At 38.9% G+C, this 15,594-nt stretch carries 18 protein-coding genes; 5 read left to right on the forward strand and 13 right to left on the reverse strand.

Features of this window, described 5'->3' with window-relative positions:
- Nucleotides 1-450 precede the first annotated feature (450 nt).
- Together ggt and RM706_RS11300 are read left to right on the forward strand one after the other, a co-directional pair.
- Nucleotides 451-2,190, forward strand: a complete 1,740-nt coding sequence (gene ggt, locus RM706_RS11295) for a gamma-glutamyltransferase (protein ID WP_311351518.1) — start codon at nucleotides 451-453, stop codon at nucleotides 2,188-2,190.
- 15 nt (nucleotides 2,191-2,205) lie between these two features.
- The gene (locus RM706_RS11300) at nucleotides 2,206-3,177 is read left to right on the forward strand and encodes a tetratricopeptide repeat protein (RefSeq protein WP_311351520.1); all 972 of its coding nucleotides are present in this window, start codon (nucleotides 2,206-2,208) and stop codon (nucleotides 3,175-3,177) included.
- Between the two features lie 53 nt (nucleotides 3,178-3,230).
- Here the strand turns inward: RM706_RS11300 and RM706_RS11305 are convergent, their stop codons facing one another.
- Nucleotides 3,231-3,554, reverse strand: coding sequence for a hypothetical protein (locus RM706_RS11305; protein WP_311351521.1), 324 nt, complete (start codon nucleotides 3,552-3,554; stop codon nucleotides 3,231-3,233).
- A gap of 203 nt (nucleotides 3,555-3,757) precedes the next feature.
- Between RM706_RS11305 and RM706_RS11310 the strand changes: the two genes are divergently transcribed.
- Both RM706_RS11310 and RM706_RS11315 read left to right on the forward strand, forming a co-directional pair.
- Complete coding sequence (locus tag RM706_RS11310; RefSeq protein WP_311351523.1) at nucleotides 3,758-4,066, forward strand: HPF/RaiA family ribosome-associated protein; 309 nt, start codon at nucleotides 3,758-3,760, stop codon at nucleotides 4,064-4,066.
- Nucleotides 4,067-4,126: 60 nt separating this feature from the next.
- Nucleotides 4,127-4,633: a YceI family protein gene (locus RM706_RS11315; RefSeq protein ID WP_311351526.1), complete on the forward strand. Its 507-nt coding sequence runs from the start codon at nucleotides 4,127-4,129 to the stop codon at nucleotides 4,631-4,633.
- On the opposite strand, the gene RM706_RS11320 is transcribed toward RM706_RS11315, so the two are convergent.
- The 12 genes from RM706_RS11320 to RM706_RS11375 all read right to left on the reverse strand — a co-directional run bounded on the left by RM706_RS11320 (nucleotide 4,611) and on the right by RM706_RS11375 (nucleotide 14,530).
- Nucleotides 4,611-4,973 carry a hypothetical protein gene (locus RM706_RS11320; RefSeq protein ID WP_311351528.1) on the reverse strand — a complete coding sequence of 121 codons (363 nt, stop codon included), beginning with the start codon at nucleotides 4,971-4,973 and terminating at the stop codon, nucleotides 4,611-4,613. The genes RM706_RS11315 and RM706_RS11320 overlap by 23 nt on opposite strands.
- Nucleotides 4,974-5,141: 168 nt before the next feature.
- Nucleotides 5,142-5,570, reverse strand: coding sequence for a hypothetical protein (locus RM706_RS11325; protein ID WP_311351530.1), 429 nt, complete (start codon nucleotides 5,568-5,570; stop codon nucleotides 5,142-5,144).
- Nucleotides 5,567-5,821 (reverse strand): acyl carrier protein, encoded by a 255-nt coding sequence (locus RM706_RS11330; protein ID WP_311351532.1) that lies wholly within the window; start codon nucleotides 5,819-5,821, stop codon nucleotides 5,567-5,569. Before RM706_RS11330 ends, RM706_RS11325 begins: the two co-directional genes overlap by 4 nt.
- Nucleotides 5,818-7,098, reverse strand: a complete 1,281-nt coding sequence (locus RM706_RS11335) for a beta-ketoacyl-[acyl-carrier-protein] synthase family protein (RefSeq protein WP_311351534.1) — start codon at nucleotides 7,096-7,098, stop codon at nucleotides 5,818-5,820. Before RM706_RS11335 ends, RM706_RS11330 begins: the two co-directional genes overlap by 4 nt.
- A complete protein-coding gene (locus RM706_RS11340; protein ID WP_311351536.1) occupies nucleotides 7,088-7,534 on the reverse strand; it encodes a 3-hydroxyacyl-ACP dehydratase FabZ family protein in 447 nt (148 codons plus the stop codon). Before RM706_RS11340 ends, RM706_RS11335 begins: the two co-directional genes overlap by 11 nt.
- A complete protein-coding gene (locus tag RM706_RS11345) occupies nucleotides 7,531-8,319 on the reverse strand; it encodes an SDR family oxidoreductase (RefSeq protein ID WP_311351538.1) in 789 nt (262 codons plus the stop codon). Before RM706_RS11345 ends, RM706_RS11340 begins: the two co-directional genes overlap by 4 nt.
- Entirely contained in the window at nucleotides 8,319-9,374 is a 1,056-nt protein-coding gene (locus RM706_RS11350) for a type III polyketide synthase (RefSeq protein WP_311351540.1), read from the reverse strand. Before RM706_RS11350 ends, RM706_RS11345 begins: the two co-directional genes overlap by 1 nt.
- Before the next feature lie 3 nt (nucleotides 9,375-9,377).
- A complete protein-coding gene (locus tag RM706_RS11355) occupies nucleotides 9,378-10,088 on the reverse strand; it encodes a methyltransferase domain-containing protein (protein ID WP_311351542.1) in 711 nt (236 codons plus the stop codon).
- Nucleotides 10,088-11,203: an NAD(P)/FAD-dependent oxidoreductase gene (locus tag RM706_RS11360; RefSeq protein ID WP_311351544.1), complete on the reverse strand. Its 1,116-nt coding sequence runs from the start codon at nucleotides 11,201-11,203 to the stop codon at nucleotides 10,088-10,090. The genes RM706_RS11355 and RM706_RS11360 overlap by 1 nt, the downstream gene beginning before the upstream one ends.
- 75 nt (nucleotides 11,204-11,278) lie before the next feature.
- On the reverse strand, nucleotides 11,279-11,971 hold the full coding sequence (locus RM706_RS11365) for a YiaD family glycine zipper/OmpA-like lipoprotein (protein WP_311351546.1): 693 nt from the start codon (nucleotides 11,969-11,971) through the stop codon (nucleotides 11,279-11,281).
- Between the two features lie 4 nt (nucleotides 11,972-11,975).
- Complete coding sequence (locus RM706_RS11370) at nucleotides 11,976-12,458, reverse strand: lipocalin family protein (RefSeq protein WP_311351548.1); 483 nt, start codon at nucleotides 12,456-12,458, stop codon at nucleotides 11,976-11,978.
- Nucleotides 12,459-12,553: 95 nt separating this feature from the next.
- Complete coding sequence (locus RM706_RS11375; RefSeq protein WP_311351550.1) at nucleotides 12,554-14,530, reverse strand: alpha-ketoacid dehydrogenase subunit alpha/beta; 1,977 nt, start codon at nucleotides 14,528-14,530, stop codon at nucleotides 12,554-12,556.
- Nucleotides 14,531-14,641: 111 nt separating this feature from the next.
- On the opposite strand from RM706_RS11375, the gene RM706_RS11380 reads away from it, so the two are divergent.
- Entirely contained in the window at nucleotides 14,642-15,592 is a 951-nt protein-coding gene (locus tag RM706_RS11380; protein WP_311351552.1) for an isopenicillin N synthase family dioxygenase, read from the forward strand.
- Nucleotides 15,593-15,594 lie beyond the last annotated feature (2 nt).

Here is a 15,594-nt window from a genome sequence, read left to right on the forward strand (position 1 = left end):
GAATACTCAAATTTTGAAAGAATCTAAAATGCTAGCTTTTAAATGGCGTTGGCAAGCGGTGGCAAATTGTGTTTAAAATAAATTGCCTGAGCAATTTGATTTTAAAAAGCAATCGAGCGTTTGGCAGCGGCTATTTTACATAACGGCAAATTATGGTACAAATGAAAATATGCGTCGCAGACACCGCTTAAAAAAGTTTAATGACCCTGTTGTAAGTTTTAATCGATTCTCAGAGCTTGAGGGATATTTTATATAATATAGAATTATAGCTTACAAACGTATATTCTTTTGTGTGGTTCAAATGCTATACTTTGTACTATAATTTATATTATGTAAAATAGGATTTTTGATGTTCCCTGCAACAACTCTATTCCAGTCTCCTAAATCCTCTACTCTTAAAACATAAATTATAAAATTGTAATTTGTAATCTACATCAATACCATAGCCTAATGCAACTGACCAAAAAACTATGCACACTTTTATTTTTCATACTACTATGTAATTGTAGAACGAATCAAACCGATAAAAACAACAAATTAGCTGAAGTTCAAATTCCCAGAACGGAAAATGAAGGTGTTGTTGGCGCCAATGGTATGGTCGTTACCGCCCACCCCATAGCCACTAAAGTTGGTTTGGCCGTTCTAAAAAATGGCGGTAATGCTTTTGACGCCGCCATTGCCGTAAAATATGCGCTATCCGTTGTTTTGCCAAAGGCAGGAAATTTAGGCGGTGGCGGTTATATGGTCTATAGAACTGCCGAAGGAAAAAAAGGCGCGCTTGATTTTCGTGAAACCGCTCCTGCCGCTGCTTCTCGAAATATGTTCATAGATCCTCAAACCGATTCTGTGATGAACCAAAAGGCACTTTTGGGGCATTTAGCGGCCTGTACCCCGGGCACCGTTGATGGTATGGACCAAATTCACAAAAAATTTGGTTCCGTTGATTTTAAAGAATTGATTCAACCTGCCATTGATCTCGCAGAAAGCGGCGTAGCTATTTCAGATTATGATGCTTGGTATTTTAACCGCTCACAGCCACAGTTAAAAAAAGTGAACGATTCTACCATGTTGTTTCTTAAAGAGTGGAAAGAAGGCGATTCTCTTGTACAGAAAGACCTCGCCAAAACATTGACTGCCATTAGGGATAACGGCAGAGATGGCTTTTACAAAGGTGAAGTTGCCGATTTGATTATTAAAGAAATGAAATCTGGTGGTGGTATCATCACTCAAGAAGATTTAGACAGCTATACATCGGTCTGGCGCGACGCTATCGAGGTTGATTATAGAGATGAATATAAAATTATTTCTATGCCTCCATCCTCTAGTGGCGGACTCATTCTTGCCCAATTATTTAAAGGCTCCAATGCCTATAACTTAAAAGAGATGGGGCACAATACTGCAGAAAGTATTCACGTAATGACCGAATTGCAGCGTCGTGCCTATGCAGACCGGGCGGAACACATGGGCGATTTGGCCTTTTATGATGTTCCTATGGATATGTTATTGGACAGCGCTTATATCGCCAATCGAAATGCCACTATCGATTTGGCTAAAGCCACCCCTTCAGAAGAAATAAAAGCGGGCAAAGTGGACAAAATTGAAAGCTTGGAAACCACCCACTTTTCCATCGCCGATAAAGATGGCAATGCAGTATCCATTACAGTTACCCTGGTTGGTTATTTTGGCTGTAAAGTAATGGTTGACGGTGCTGGATTTTTCTTGAACAATGAAATGAACAATTTTAGCATTAAACCTGGTTTTCCTAATATTTTCGGGCTCGTAGGTGGCGAAGCAAATGCCATTGCCCCTAATAAACGTATGTTAAGCAGTATGAGCCCTACTATTGTGGAGAAAAATGGAGCCCTTTTTATGGTTGTCGGTACGCCAGGTGGTTCAACAATTATCAATATCAATTATCAAAATATTTTAAATGTTATTGACCATGGTATGACCATGCAAGAAGCAGTAGACGCTAAAAAACTGCACTCACAATGGCTGCCCGATAGGATTATTGCCGAGGAAGGTTCCATTGACAGCTTAGTTGCCGGAAAGTTAAGAGCGCTAGGGCATCAAATACTGGTTAGAGAACAATTGGGCAGAACCGAGGCCATATTGGTTCGAAAAGACGGCTCTTTTGAAGGGGCAGCTGATAACACGCGCACCGGAGATGCTGTAGCAGCAGGGTATTGAATTAAATTTTCTAAAATGAAAAATCAAAATAGTATTATCGTTGGTCTTTTTATTTTTTTAATGGTGGGATGTAAAGAGAAAACAATAAGCCCACCACAACAAAAGGAAACAGTTTCAAAAATCAAAGACAAAATTGTGGAAGCTACTTCTTTTGGGGGCGAAAAACTATTTCAAAGGGAGGTTGATTCGACCAAACTCATCAAATACAAAAAGCGCATAGATTCCGTTCATGCTATCGGTACACTAACTGAACTCGACTATGAGGTCTTAGGTGGGTACCACATCGAGTTAAATCAATATAACAAGGCGATTGGGGTGTATACAGAGGGATTAGAAAAATACCCTAACTCCTATCGATTATTACGCCACAGAGGACATCGATACCTCAATATCAGGAAGCTCGATAAAGCCATCACCGATTTGAAAAAAGCAGAAGGCTTAATGAATGAAGTTTCTGCGAAGGATATAGAATACTACGCAGACGGAAAGCCTAAAGGTACCTTTGAATTTTGGATTTGGTATCATATCGGGTTATACCACTATTTAAATCAAGACTTCGCTCAAGCAGCCGAGGCCTATAAAAAGTGTTTGTCAACCGCCATAACCAGCAAAAACAGCGTCGGTGCTACGGATTGGTTGTACAATTGTTATCAAAAAAATGGTAATTCTAAAAGCGCTATGGCACTGTTGGAAACCATTCCTAAAGATTATGACACGGATCATAATTATGTGTATTTCAAAAGACTAATGGTATATAAAGGGGTACTAAAACCTGAAGAATTAATAGCACCTGAAAAACCAGTGTCAGAGTGGAATGGCAGCGAAATGACATGTGCCTATGGAATAGGCAGTTGGTATCTTTATAATGGTGATGAAGCAACCGCGCTAAAATATTATAAAAATATAGTTAAAACCCCATTTTGGAATTCTTGGGCTTTCGTGGTGACCGATAAAGAGCTAGCCATAAGAACAACAAAAAAAGAATAAAAAAGGCTTTCAACCCATTTTAATTAGCTTTGAAGAGTGCTTATCACAATAAGCTAGTAATACCCCTTAGTGTCCAACAAATAAGACGCCAATTCACCTTCTATCTTTTTAAAACGCTGTAATACTTCTTCAACCAATTCGGTAGCCTCATTGAATTGATAGGTGTTTCTTTGTAATTGATCAAATAAGTTCATTTGGTCTTGTGATAGCTGTTTTAAACTCAATCGCAAATCTCGCAGTCTGATAAAGCATTCATAGTCTTTGGGTTCAAAACGATAAGAATTCATCTTATTAATTTGGCGGAGCACACATCTGTGATTTCGTTCTAAACGAACGACCAATTGATCTAAATCTTTTATAGCTCCTACCGTTGTCACAAATATAAATTTTACGTCTTACTTTGTTTATCGTATTATCTGAGTATAAATTACGAAAAATCTTATAGTTTATTCTATGACAAATGTCATCTTTTAAAAATTTAACACCCCTTACCTTTGTATTAAGTTTTCAATAACACATTGAAAATAAATTAATTGTCATTGTAATTATCTATTCTATTGTTTTTAAAATCTAAAATACTATGGAAGTTATCTTCGAATATAAAGGCGTTAAAGCCAGTAATCTACTGGAAGAAAAAACATTAAAAAAGTTAAACAAACTCGCAGTTAAATATAGTTTTGTGGTAAGGGCCATCGTTTTCTTCAAGACTGAACTTACCCATTCCTACTCCCCTACTTCGGGTAAAATCTGTACCATTAGATTAAGTGTGCCCGGCCCCTTGCTTTTCGCAGAATCCAATAAAGGGGACTTAGAAAGTGCAATGCTTGATGTTATTCATGAACTTGAATCACAATTATCAAAAAAGAAGGGTAAAATGCTTTCACATTAAGTCATATATAAGTTTTTGTGGGTTTTTTGACTTAGTTTTAAAGGCAAAACAATGTCAAAAATGATTAAAAAGCTTCTATATACGTTCCTTTTCCTTTCTTATGGCCTTACCATACAGGCACAACAATCCAATATTAGAAAAGGTGCCATTAGTTTTGAATTTGTTAATAAAGAAGTAAAAGGAACCATATCGGGCTTCGAATCAAAGTCGCGCATAGATTGGAATCAACTCGAAAATTCTTATTTCGAAGGCTCTGTGGCCGTAGAAACCTTAGACACCAATAATGGACTTCGCAATTGGTCTCTAAAAAGCGGTAAGTATTTTGACAAAAACGACTATCCGAGAATACACTTCAAAAGCTCTGAAATAAACCAAAATGGTATTGACTATGTGGTTAAAGGCGTTTTGACCTTAAAAGGGATAAAAAAGCCCTTAGTCATCGAGTTTAAGCGAGACGGTGATACCCTAGTTGGTAGTGCGGAGCTCTACTCCTATGATTTTGATATAAAAATCAAGAAAAAACGCGAAGACAACCTTGTGAAGATTACTTTTCGTTTTGAGCAATAGCCATAGGCATTTTCTCAACTTTATATAAAGCCACGAATTTTTGCAAACGACTTGAAAATGGATCGTGCATTACATCGTGCTTTAATCGCGCCCTCAGTTTATCTTTAATGACTGTTGAAGTATCAATCATTACCAACAGACTTTTTCGTTTCTCCTCATTTTCCTGACGGATTCTAATGCGATCTGCAGCGGTAGGAATCATCTTTTTTTCAAATCGCTGAACCATGGTTCGATCGTTGTACGCTTTTTGCTTTTTGAGCATAACCTCTTTAGCACTCTCTTGCGCACTCAAATTAAGTGCCAAGAATGCAAAAGAAAGCAGGCAATACATTCCTTTCATTCTATTTCATCTAGTGTTCTGGGAATAAATTTACTATAGCTTTTTATTGAAATCATAAAATGAAGCTAAAAACAACATTTCAACGATAATAAACAACAACATATCGAGAGCGATGCAATAAAGGCCCAATGAGGCTTCTATAAACTGGAGGAATTAATCGCCAAAAGGCTAGGCCTTGCCAAATACGCTTTGATGAATCTTACCAACACCCCAGTTACCAATAGGAAAGTATAACGCAAAGAAGAGCGCCATCCCTAAGCTGAAATTACGTTCGTTAAAAAACTGATCTAACAGGTTATTGGGATACGCATACGAAGTTTCCAATGCATAACCTCCAAACTCCAACAAGCCCATGGCAACAAGGCCATAAGCATACTGGGCATGAAAGGGCAACCCCCTTAATAAAAGGGAAATTGGCACCATATAAAGGATATAACATGTAATGACTTGCCACCAATAGGTGAATTTGGCAATTTGAACTTCCGCGCCAAACCAATTCATTAAGAGCCCCCAAGAAAAATAAATAATACAATAGGTTAGCACTAACTTTGTATCAACCTTGAGTTTGGGCAATGCCCAGTCCAAAAACTCATTCATTCTCCTGCTATCTTTTTGTTTATAATCATCAAAGCATCGTTAACAGTTTGCATACCATCCATGTCTTCATTCTCCAAACGAATGTCGAAAACATCCTCTACATCCAAAACGATATCAACCAGGTTTGCAGAATTGATGTTCAGCTCAGTGGTAAAGTTACTTTCTAATTGAATTGATTCAACATCCACATCATCAGGTAGATATGTTTTAACAATTTCTTTTAATTTTTGGTATTTTTCTTCTTCTTTCATAGACTATCTTGATACTTGCTAAGAATAAGACAAGCATTGACATCGCCAAATCCAAAACTCGCCTTAGCAATAATTTTTGCTGGAAAATTAAGGGTTTCTCTTGGAATTTTATCATTGGAAACCAGTTTTAAAATATCAGGATGCACATCTTCACAATTTAAATTTGCAAATAGCTGATGCTGTTCCAATTGCAATACTGCCGCCACACTTTCTATACTGCCTGCAGCAGCCAAGCAATGCCCAAAATGGCTTTTAAAGGAGTTTACATAAGGGAATTCATCACCTCTTCGATTCAAGGCTTGGCACCAATTTTCAATCTCCGTGGTATCTTTTGTGGTTGCCGTTAAATGTCCATTTATAGCATCAATAGCCTCTGCATCAATGCCTGCATTGGCTATTGCTTCTTGAATGCACCGTTGAACTGCAGCATTGTTGGGTGCGGTCATGCTCCCTCCTGCCCTTTGACCACCACTATTTATGGCGCCTCCCAAAACTTCAGCGTATATCTTGACACCCCTTGCCAACGCACTTTCCAAAGATTCTAAAACTAAGGCCCCGGCCCCACTTCCTGGCACAAATCCAGCAGCGGTGGCACTCATTGGCCTACTTGCCTTATCAGGAGTTTCGTTAAACTTTCTTGGCAGGATCCGCATAGCATCGAATCCGCCCCAAACATAAGGCCCACTATCCGAGCAGCTACCGACCAACATTCTTTTTGCTTTGCCCGATTGAATGCGTTCAAAACCCATTAAAATAGCCTCCGTTCCTGTGGTGCAGGCCGAAGAATTAGTAGTTACTTGATTGCCCAACCCTAAAATACCGCCCAGATAAGCACTTATTCCGCTAGCCATGGTCTGTATGACCGAAGTGCTGCCCAATCGCCTTACATCACCTTTATCAAGCTTGTAAATGGAGTCACGGAACTTATCCACGCCTAAAATTCCAGTTCCAAATACAATTCCTGAATCCCAATCCGGATTGGTGTCGTTCGACTTCACTAGCTGCGCATCCTTCCAAGCATCAACTCCAGCAAGAACACCATAAATCAGTCCGCTTGAGTCAAGTCCTCTCAGCTGAACTTTACTAAAGTACTCATTCAAGTTAACAGTATTAATATTCGGTTTTCCAGCGACTTGACATGAAAATTTAAGTTTCTGTAAATCTTCATAATGTGTTATTCCGCTTTTTGCCTGAACAAGCGATTCCCGAAAAGTCCCTAGCCCAACACCATTAGGGGCACACACTCCTAAACCAGTGACCACTACCCTATTTTTCATTAGAATTAGCTTTAAACATACCGGATATCGTGCCTTTACAGACCAATTTGTCAGCAGCATTGTACATTTTCACTTTACATTTCAGTTTTTGAAATCGAAAATACACCTTTTCTGAAACCACTTTCACCTTTTCATTAGGATAAACAGGCAAAAGAAATTCCATCTCAGCACTTGAAAGTCCAATTTGAATAGTCTTTTTCAACTCTTGCTTCAATAGATAAATCCCTAAACATACCACCCCAATTTGCGCGCAGCATTCTGTTAGAATCACCCCTGGAGTAACGGGATTGTTCTTAAAATGCCCTTTGTAAAAAGCCGCATTCTTTGAGAAGGTATAGCTACCGACCACAACGTTTTCATTTACTTCTTGGAGTAGATCCACAAAAAGAAAGGGTTCGGAATACGGTAGTTTTTTTAAAATTTCTTCGTTGGTCATTGTAAGCTCTCCCCTCCATCAACTTTAATTATGGTTCCCGTAATCCATTTTGCTTCCGGCATGGTCAGCAAATACAATGCATTGGCAACATCTTCGGGTGTTGTTAGACGACCATTGGGATTTCTTTCGAGCGCAGATTCTTTTAAAACAACACTCCCGGGTATCATTTCAAATGACTTGGTAAGGGTTATTCCGGCCTGAATACAATTCGCTTTCACACCAACCGAAGCGAATTCCAAAGCAATGTTCCTCATTATTGCCTCAAGTGCGGCTTTGGCGGCGGATACGGCACCATAATTCACCCATGCCTTTGAGTTGCCTTCACTGGTAAATGCAATCGCACGGGCATCTTCAGTAAATAAGCTATCAGACACCAAAAGCTTTACCCAATCATAAAATGAAACCGCCATAGCATCTATGGTTAGGTTAAAGTCTTGATTCTGCAGCTCCAAACCCTCTTTAGCATACATGGGTTTCAAATTACCCTTCGCAATACTATGCACCAGCACCTTAATCTTAGCACCAGCCAACGCATGCGCTATTTCACCCATCAATAGCTTTTGCTTTGCGCCATTGGTGGCATCCGCATTAAAAGAAATCAGTTTTGAACTACTTGAAGTAATTTCTTGAAATTTATCATTAATTAATTCTATATCAGACCTTTTGTCTCTATGTATAACAATAATATTAAAATTGTGTTTTGAGAGTTTAATTGCTGTTGCCAGGCCCAAACCGCTACTACCTCCAAGAATTAATGCCCAATCCTTTTTGTCTTCTTTTTTCATTACCATTCAATAAGTACACGTTGCGCGGAAAAACCAGGCCCAAAGCTCAAAATCAGACCTTGTTCTCCTTTTGATATTTCTTTATTTAGAAATCGTTCTAAAACATAAAGCACGGTGCAACTGCTCATATTACCGTACTCTTTCAAAATAGTACGGGTATCATCAATTTCTTTCCCTAATTTACCAAACAATTCTTCCACGGTTTGAACAATTTTCCTTCCTCCTGGGTGAAATATCAAATGATTGACCTTTTCAATGGAAGAATCATGCTTAGCCAAAAAAGGATGTACAATATTTGGGAAGTGTTCTGCAATAACCGCTGGCACCGAAGGATCCAATATCATCTTTAAGCCAGTATTGGTCAAATCAAAGCCCATCATATGTGTAGCGTCTTTAAAATGATACATCTCTTCGCCAACTATATGCGGACCAGTGGCACCTACTTCTGATGATAAGAGTACGGCAGCAGCCCCATCACCAAAAATTGCTGCGCTCACCATATTTGCCATTGAAAAGTCGTCAAGCTGAAAGGTTGCTGTCGGACTCTCAACAGCGACAATCGCGGCTCTTTTTCCTGGATTGTTCTTTAGAAAGTTGGCCGCATAGATGATACCTGAAACCCCTGCAGCACACCCCATTTCAGTGACTGGTAAGCGAACAACGTCCTGTTTTAAGCCCAAGTCATTGATCAAATAGGCGTCCAATGACGGAATCATGATCCCAGTGCAACTTACGGTAATGATATAATCAATGCTCCCAGCATCCCAATTGGCCTTAGTCAAGGCCCTTGTCAGGGCCTTTGAGCCTAAATCTTTTACTTCCCGAACATAGATGTCGTTTTTAGCCTTAAATGAAGTAGCGGTAAAAACCTCTTCAATATCCATAATTCCATAGCGTTTATCCACTCCGGCACCTTCAAATATCTTCACCACCTTTCGACGAAAACGCTCATCTTTACCTGCAAGCCAAAGGTTTACAAAAGGAATAATGTCAGATGTTGTTCTGGTATATTTTGGCAATGCTTTTGAAACACCCGCTATCTTTACGATACCCATAGCTTAATTTAGTCGATTTGTTTGCATTACCCACACGTAGCGAAAGGCCCACTTCCATTTTATGGTATGGATTGCTGTTTTTAATTGTCTTGAATAAGTCAATAGTTCTTTTTTTCGAAAACCTTTACTAATGGAAACCAAACCATCATATTTAGCAATTGCAGTTTTAATAAATACTATACTGAACAGTTTAAAAAGACCGTAAGACAGTTTACTTCGTTCTAAGTCATTGATAACGACTCCTATTTTTGCAAGAGTATTGAACTTTTTTAAAAATATATGTATTTGCTCATCGGTAAAGTGATGCATGGTCAAAGTACACAAGACAATATCGCAATCAAAATCATCCTTTAACTCAAGAATATCCTGTTTTGTAAAATTTATGTTTGTGTATTCTTTTGATTTTGACCTTGCTATATCCAACACATCATCCCTTAAGTCTACTCCTATTAGTTTGGCCTCAAGTCCTTGTTTTTCAAATGCTTTCGAGATTCTTCTTAGCATTTCACCATCTCCGCATCCCATATCCAAAATCGTATACGATTTTTTAACAGGCTTCTTGAGCAAACTTTTAACTGCATTGATGGTTATTCCATATCCGCCTAATAATCTGTTGCACCGATTAATGTCTAAATATGCTTCGCGATACTTTTCAGCATCCATTTTTGGATCATCCATCAATTCTGATTCTTTGCTACGCGATGTAAAGTCCATTATACTAATATAGGTTTTCCATGAGTACGCCTAATCATGCTCCGCAATAATTTTTCAGACTTTGTCACCGTCCTTATCGCCATATTTGCACCGAATTCACTTATCAACAACCTTTGAAGCTGCCTCCCCGTCCACAACCGATTGCGAAATTCTTTTTTCCATCTTTTAGCATACGCTTTTTCTATGAAATCCCTGCTCTGAACTTTACTTTGGATTATGCATTCAGATGCGATTTTAGCTGCGTGGATAGCCATGGCCATACCATTGCCACAAAGTGGATGTATAAGCCCTGCACTATCACCACACATTAAAATATGGTTCTGTACCGGTTTTTTTCTTTCAAAAGATACTTGAGCAATACTTATCGGCTTTTCAAAAACTGGACTTGCATTTCTTAAGAATTGCCCGAGAAAGGGGTTTAGAGAAACAACTTTTAGATTAAACTCGGCCACGTTTTTGTAATTTTTAAAACTCTCAAAAGTGGTTAGGTAACAAAAGTTCACGTGTCCTCGCTCCGTTTTTGAGAGGCCTCCATAACCACCTTTAAAATTGTGTAATGCCACTAAATTGTTAGGGAAATCATCATAGGCATAGTGGCACTTGACACCAAGCCAAGGTGATTTGTTGGACATAAAGGTCCTATTTAACTTTTTATCAAGAATAGATCGCTTACCATATGCACCAATGACCCATTTTGCCTTAAGCTTTTGATGGCCTGGAACAGTAATGTGAAAATTATCATTTAAGAATTGAATATCAGTGGCCGTTCCAAAGAAAAACGGAATATTTCTAACCAATGCATTTTGATATAAAATAGCATCAAGCTCATATCGACTGATCCCAAAACCACCCAAGGGGAGTTTAGCAGTAATGCTTTGACCAGAATGCGTGCTGAGTTGTAGCGTATCAATTTGGGGGCACTCCATGTTATCCAAGTCAACTCCTAGGTTTTTTAGATAAGGCTTGACTTCATTTGAAACATATTCGCCACAAACCTTGTGATTTGGATATTGGTTTTTTTCAACGACCGAGACCTGAAAACCACTTTGGTTTAAATGAAGGGCAGCGGTCAGTCCCGCCAAACCGCCTCCAATGATAACGACATCATAATTCATAGCGGCAGGAAGATACCTCTTAAAACAATAAATCCCGACCAATTGGCCGGGATTTATTTTTAAAATTGGATAGAATTAATTCTTAGTCTGATCAAATGCTTCTTGTTTTAGCTCTTCACTAGCAACAATCGCCAATTCTACTCTTCGATTTTTCGCTTTGCCCTCTGCGGTTTCATTACTGGCCTTTGGTTGGTTTTCTCCATACCATTTAGTACTAAAACGACTATTGTTAACTCCCTTGGTTACTAAATACTTTGTAACAGATTCAGCTCTCTGTTGAGATAGCGACATATTGTACTCATCACTCCCTGCACTATCCGTATGGCCTTCTACCAAAATATTTGAGTTGGGATATTCACTAAAAATACTAGCCAGTTTATCTAAGGTTGTTGCTGAAGTGCCTTTAACTTCAGATTTATTGGTGTCAAAATAGACTCCGGCATCCTCATTAAAAGTAACATTGATGCCTTCTCCTACGCGCACTACCTCAGCACCAGGTATCTCCTCCTCAATTCGCTCGGCCTGACGATCCATTCGGTTGCCGATATATCCGCCAGCCGCACCACCTACTACAGCGCCTATAATCGCACCTAAGGCAGTATTTCCTTTACCGACGTTGTTACCAATGACCCCACCAAGAACGGCGCCGCCGGAAGCTCCAATAACCGCTCCCTTTTGCTTGTTGTTAGCGTTTTGAATGGTCTTGCATCCTAACAGCAATCCAAATGCTAAAAATAATAGTGTACTCTTTTTTATGAGTCTTCTCATCGTTTTATTTTTTTGTGAATTCGTATACAATTGTAATTGGCTCGCCATCTACAGAAACATTAGATTTCAATGTCATGGTTTGCGCATTTAGATTCGCTATGTCCAACCTATATCCGCGACCGCCTGACACATCATTTCGTTTTTCATCAATAAACTTGAACTGTAATTGGCTCAATCGGTCTGCTGGTTCGATAACGGACCATTTTATAAAACGATCTCCAGATTGACAAAGTGAACTACTCTTTATTGTATAGCGCCCCGTACTGTTATTATCCCTAAAAAACCAATCACTGCCCTCAAAGCAGATGTCTTCGGCATCTCCAAAGATTACAGATTTGAAGTTTCCAGTATTGTTTTGATAAGAAATATCGTTCAGTTGCCAGGTTCCGCTTAAAAGGTTTCGCTGTTCTCGAGCAGATTTAGAAACTGAACAAGAAGATAGGATGATAACAAAGGTCATTATCCATAAAAATCGTGTCGTTCGCATAATTAAATTTTTGAGTGTTTATTTATATACGCACAGGTTAAAAAATCGACTTCCAACTTTTGTTAATATTTGTTAAAATCGACCAATAACAAGTATCAATAAGCAACCAATTCTAGCAAGACATCTTCAAAACGTTTTCGAGGTAAGTAGTCATTTTCTAGGTTTTTAGCAAAAGGAACTGGAGTTTCAATACTGCCTACCCTTTTAATAGGAGCATCAAGATATTCAAAGCATTGCTCCATAACCTGTGCGGCAATATCACTAGCTATCCCCCCAAATAAGGTATCTTCTTGCAGAATTATTAATCTTCCCGTTTTTCGTACTGATGAGTATATTGCTTTCCAATCCAAAGGTTGCAAGCTTCTTAAATCAATTAAGTCTGCATGAAGTTTAGGATGATTTTCTAAAGTTTCCAATGCCCAATGCACCCCTGCGCCATAACTGACAATAGTCACTTCATCACCTTCCTTCAAAAGGCTGGCAACACCAAGAGGAATTGAATAATAATTTTCTGGAACATCACCATAAACACTTCGATATAGACCTTTATGTTCAAAAAACAGAACAGGGTTCGGATCGTTTATCGCTGTAATCAAAAGTCCTTTCGCATCTTCTGGAAAAGCAGGATAGACCACCTTTAATCCTGGTGTTTTTGTAAACCATGCCTCATTGGTCTGAGAATGAAAAGGTCCTGCCCCAACACCACCTCCACATGGCATTCTAATAACCACATCTGCTTTTTGTGCCCAACGGTAATGCACCTTTGCCAAATAATTGACTACAGGGTTAAACCCTGAGCTTACAAAATCTGCAAATTGCATCTCAACCACAGCCTTCATGCCATTAATGGATAGGCCCATGGCAGCCGAAACAATAGCGGATTCGCAAATAGGCGTATTTCGGACCCGTTTTTTTCCGAACTGCTTTACAAAACCTTCCGTAATTTTAAAAACACCTCCATATTCAGCAACATCTTGCCCCATAATCACCAACTCATTGTGCTGCTCCATAGATTGCCGCAACCCATCTGAAATCGCATCAACAAACCGAATATTTTTTACTTCATTATTTCTTTTAAATTCTTGATAATTAAAACCATGATACACATCATTTAATTCATTACTTACATTTGAATTAATAGCGTCTTCTGCAAAAGCAAGTTCAAGGTTAGCGTTGATCTCTTCAGCTATCTTTTCTTTTAACCCTTCAATTTTTTTTTCCGATAGTACTCCTTCTTTCAAAAGAAAGGTTTCATAATTTGAGATGGGGTCTTTCTTGGCCCATTGTTTCATTAATTTCTCAGGCACATATTTTGTGCCACTTGCCTCTTCATGACCCCGCATTCTAAAGGTCTTAAATTCCAATAAAACTGGTCGTGAACGTTTTCTTAGCGCTTTGCATAACTCTACTATTTTAGAATGGACTTCAAGAATGTTATTGCCATCAATAATACGACACTCCATTCCATAACCCTTCGCCCTATCCACCAAATGCTCGCAATTGTACTGTTCGTTTGTGGGGGTTGACAGTCCATATCCATTATTTTCGATGCAAAATAACACTGGTAAGTTCCAAACTGAAGCCACATTTAAAGCTTCATGAAAATCTCCTTCGCTAGTAGCTCCCTCGCCGGTAAATGCGGCGGTGACCCTTCTTTTTTTGCGAAGTACATCAGCTAATGCGATTCCGTCAGCAACACCCAACTGAGGGCCTAAATGCGAAATCATACCCACTATTCTATGTTCTTGAGAACCAAAATGGAAGCTTCTGTCCCTACCTTTTGTAAACCCCTTAGCTTTGCCCTGCCATTGCGAAAAAAGACGATTTAACGGGACATCTCTTGTGGTAAACACACCCAGGTTGCGATGCATTGGCAAAATATATTCTTCTTCTTTTAAAGCTGCAGTTACCCCTACCGAAATAGCCTCTTGCCCAATACCACTAAACCATTTTGAAATTTTGCCTTGTCTAAGCAAAATCAACATCTTCTCTTCTATCATTCTGGGCTTTAACATCTTCTCATAAAGCCCTAAAAGTGTTTCTTGGTCTAAATCGCCAATATGATAACGCATACCTAAATTTTCAATGGGTTAAATGTAGTAAAAAAGCTAGGCACAGTTGTATTTCATATGAATAGGTTAGTCAAGAATGTTTAAATTTGATTCTCTAAAATCATTTTCGTCATGAGTGCTATACCAAGTGTTGATTTAAAGGACTTTATTTCAGAAAATCCAGAACGTAAATCCAAGTTCATCAAAGAAATTGGAAGTGCGTTCGAAGACATCGGGTTTGTTGCGCTGAGCGGGCATTTTCTTTCCGAAGAGCTAGTAGCTCAATTGTATGATGAAATCAAAAAATTCTTTGCACTGCGGCAAGAAACAAAAGATGCCTATGAAATTGAAGGGATTGGTGGTCAACGTGGATACACCTCTTTTGGAAAAGAACATGCTAAAGGAAGAAAAGAAGGTGATTTAAAAGAGTTTTGGCATTTTGGGCAGTATGTTGAAGACAACCCGAGATTGGAAGCTGAATATCCTAATAATGTTATGGTTGAAGAATTGCCCAATTTTAATTCGGTTGGCAAAGAAACCTACCAGATGCTTGAAAAAACAGCAAAGTATGTACTTCGTGCCTTGGCCTTGCATTTAAATTTGGAAGAAACCTATTTTGACGAATGGATTAAGAATGGCAACTCAATTCTAAGGCCCATACACTATCCGCCCATAAAGGAAGAACCTAAAAATGCGGTAAGGGCAGCTGCCCATGGCGACATCAATCTTATAACCTTATTGATGGGCGCACACGGTAAAGGCTTGCAAGTAAAAAATCACAATGAAGAATGGGTAGATGCCATAGCCAGACCAGACCAATTAATGATTAATGTTGGTGATATGTTGTCGCGATTGACGAACAATAAATTAAAATCTACAATTCATCAAGTAGTGAATCCACCTAAAGAGTTATGGGGCACTTCTCGATATTCCATTCCCTTTTTTATGCACCCAGTGAGCGAGATGCCGCTTAATTGCCTTGAAGATTGTGTGACCGCCGATAACCCAAAAAACTTTGAGGATATTACTGCTGGTGCCTACTTGCAAGAGCGTTTAATTGAATTGGGATTGGTAAAGAAATAACT

Origin of the sequence: Croceitalea rosinachiae (assembly GCF_031846445.1) — a bacterium.
In the GTDB taxonomy this organism is placed as follows: Bacteria; Bacteroidota; Bacteroidia; order Flavobacteriales; family Flavobacteriaceae; genus Croceitalea; species Croceitalea rosinachiae.

Bases quoted from the DNA above. Each gene is read 5' to 3' on its own strand.
- ggt (WP_311351518.1), top strand. From the start codon at position 451: ATGCAACTGACCAAAAAACTATGCACACTTTTATTTTTCATACTACTA.
- RM706_RS11300 (WP_311351520.1), top strand. From the start codon at position 2,206: ATGAAAAATCAAAATAGTATTATCGTTGGTCTTTTTATTTTTTTAATG.
- RM706_RS11310 (WP_311351523.1), top strand. From the start codon at position 3,758: ATGGAAGTTATCTTCGAATATAAAGGCGTTAAAGCCAGTAATCTACTG.
- RM706_RS11315 (WP_311351526.1), top strand. From the start codon at position 4,127: ATGATTAAAAAGCTTCTATATACGTTCCTTTTCCTTTCTTATGGCCTT.
- RM706_RS11320 (WP_311351528.1), bottom strand. From the start codon at position 4,973: ATGAAAGGAATGTATTGCCTGCTTTCTTTTGCATTCTTGGCACTTAAT.
- RM706_RS11325 (WP_311351530.1), bottom strand. From the start codon at position 5,570: ATGAATGAGTTTTTGGACTGGGCATTGCCCAAACTCAAGGTTGATACA.
- RM706_RS11330 (WP_311351532.1), bottom strand. From the start codon at position 5,821: ATGAAAGAAGAAGAAAAATACCAAAAATTAAAAGAAATTGTTAAAACA.
- RM706_RS11335 (WP_311351534.1), bottom strand. From the start codon at position 7,098: ATGAAAAATAGGGTAGTGGTCACTGGTTTAGGAGTGTGTGCCCCTAAT.
- RM706_RS11340 (WP_311351536.1), bottom strand. From the start codon at position 7,534: ATGACCAACGAAGAAATTTTAAAAAAACTACCGTATTCCGAACCCTTT.
- RM706_RS11345 (WP_311351538.1), bottom strand. From the start codon at position 8,319: ATGAAAAAAGAAGACAAAAAGGATTGGGCATTAATTCTTGGAGGTAGT.
- RM706_RS11350 (WP_311351540.1), bottom strand. From the start codon at position 9,374: ATGGGTATCGTAAAGATAGCGGGTGTTTCAAAAGCATTGCCAAAATAT.
- RM706_RS11355 (WP_311351542.1), bottom strand. From the start codon at position 10,088: ATGGACTTTACATCGCGTAGCAAAGAATCAGAATTGATGGATGATCCA.
- RM706_RS11360 (WP_311351544.1), bottom strand. From the start codon at position 11,203: ATGAATTATGATGTCGTTATCATTGGAGGCGGTTTGGCGGGACTGACC.
- RM706_RS11365 (WP_311351546.1), bottom strand. From the start codon at position 11,971: ATGAGAAGACTCATAAAAAAGAGTACACTATTATTTTTAGCATTTGGA.
- RM706_RS11370 (WP_311351548.1), bottom strand. From the start codon at position 12,458: ATGCGAACGACACGATTTTTATGGATAATGACCTTTGTTATCATCCTA.
- RM706_RS11375 (WP_311351550.1), bottom strand. From the start codon at position 14,530: ATGCGTTATCATATTGGCGATTTAGACCAAGAAACACTTTTAGGGCTT.
- RM706_RS11380 (WP_311351552.1), top strand. From the start codon at position 14,642: ATGAGTGCTATACCAAGTGTTGATTTAAAGGACTTTATTTCAGAAAAT.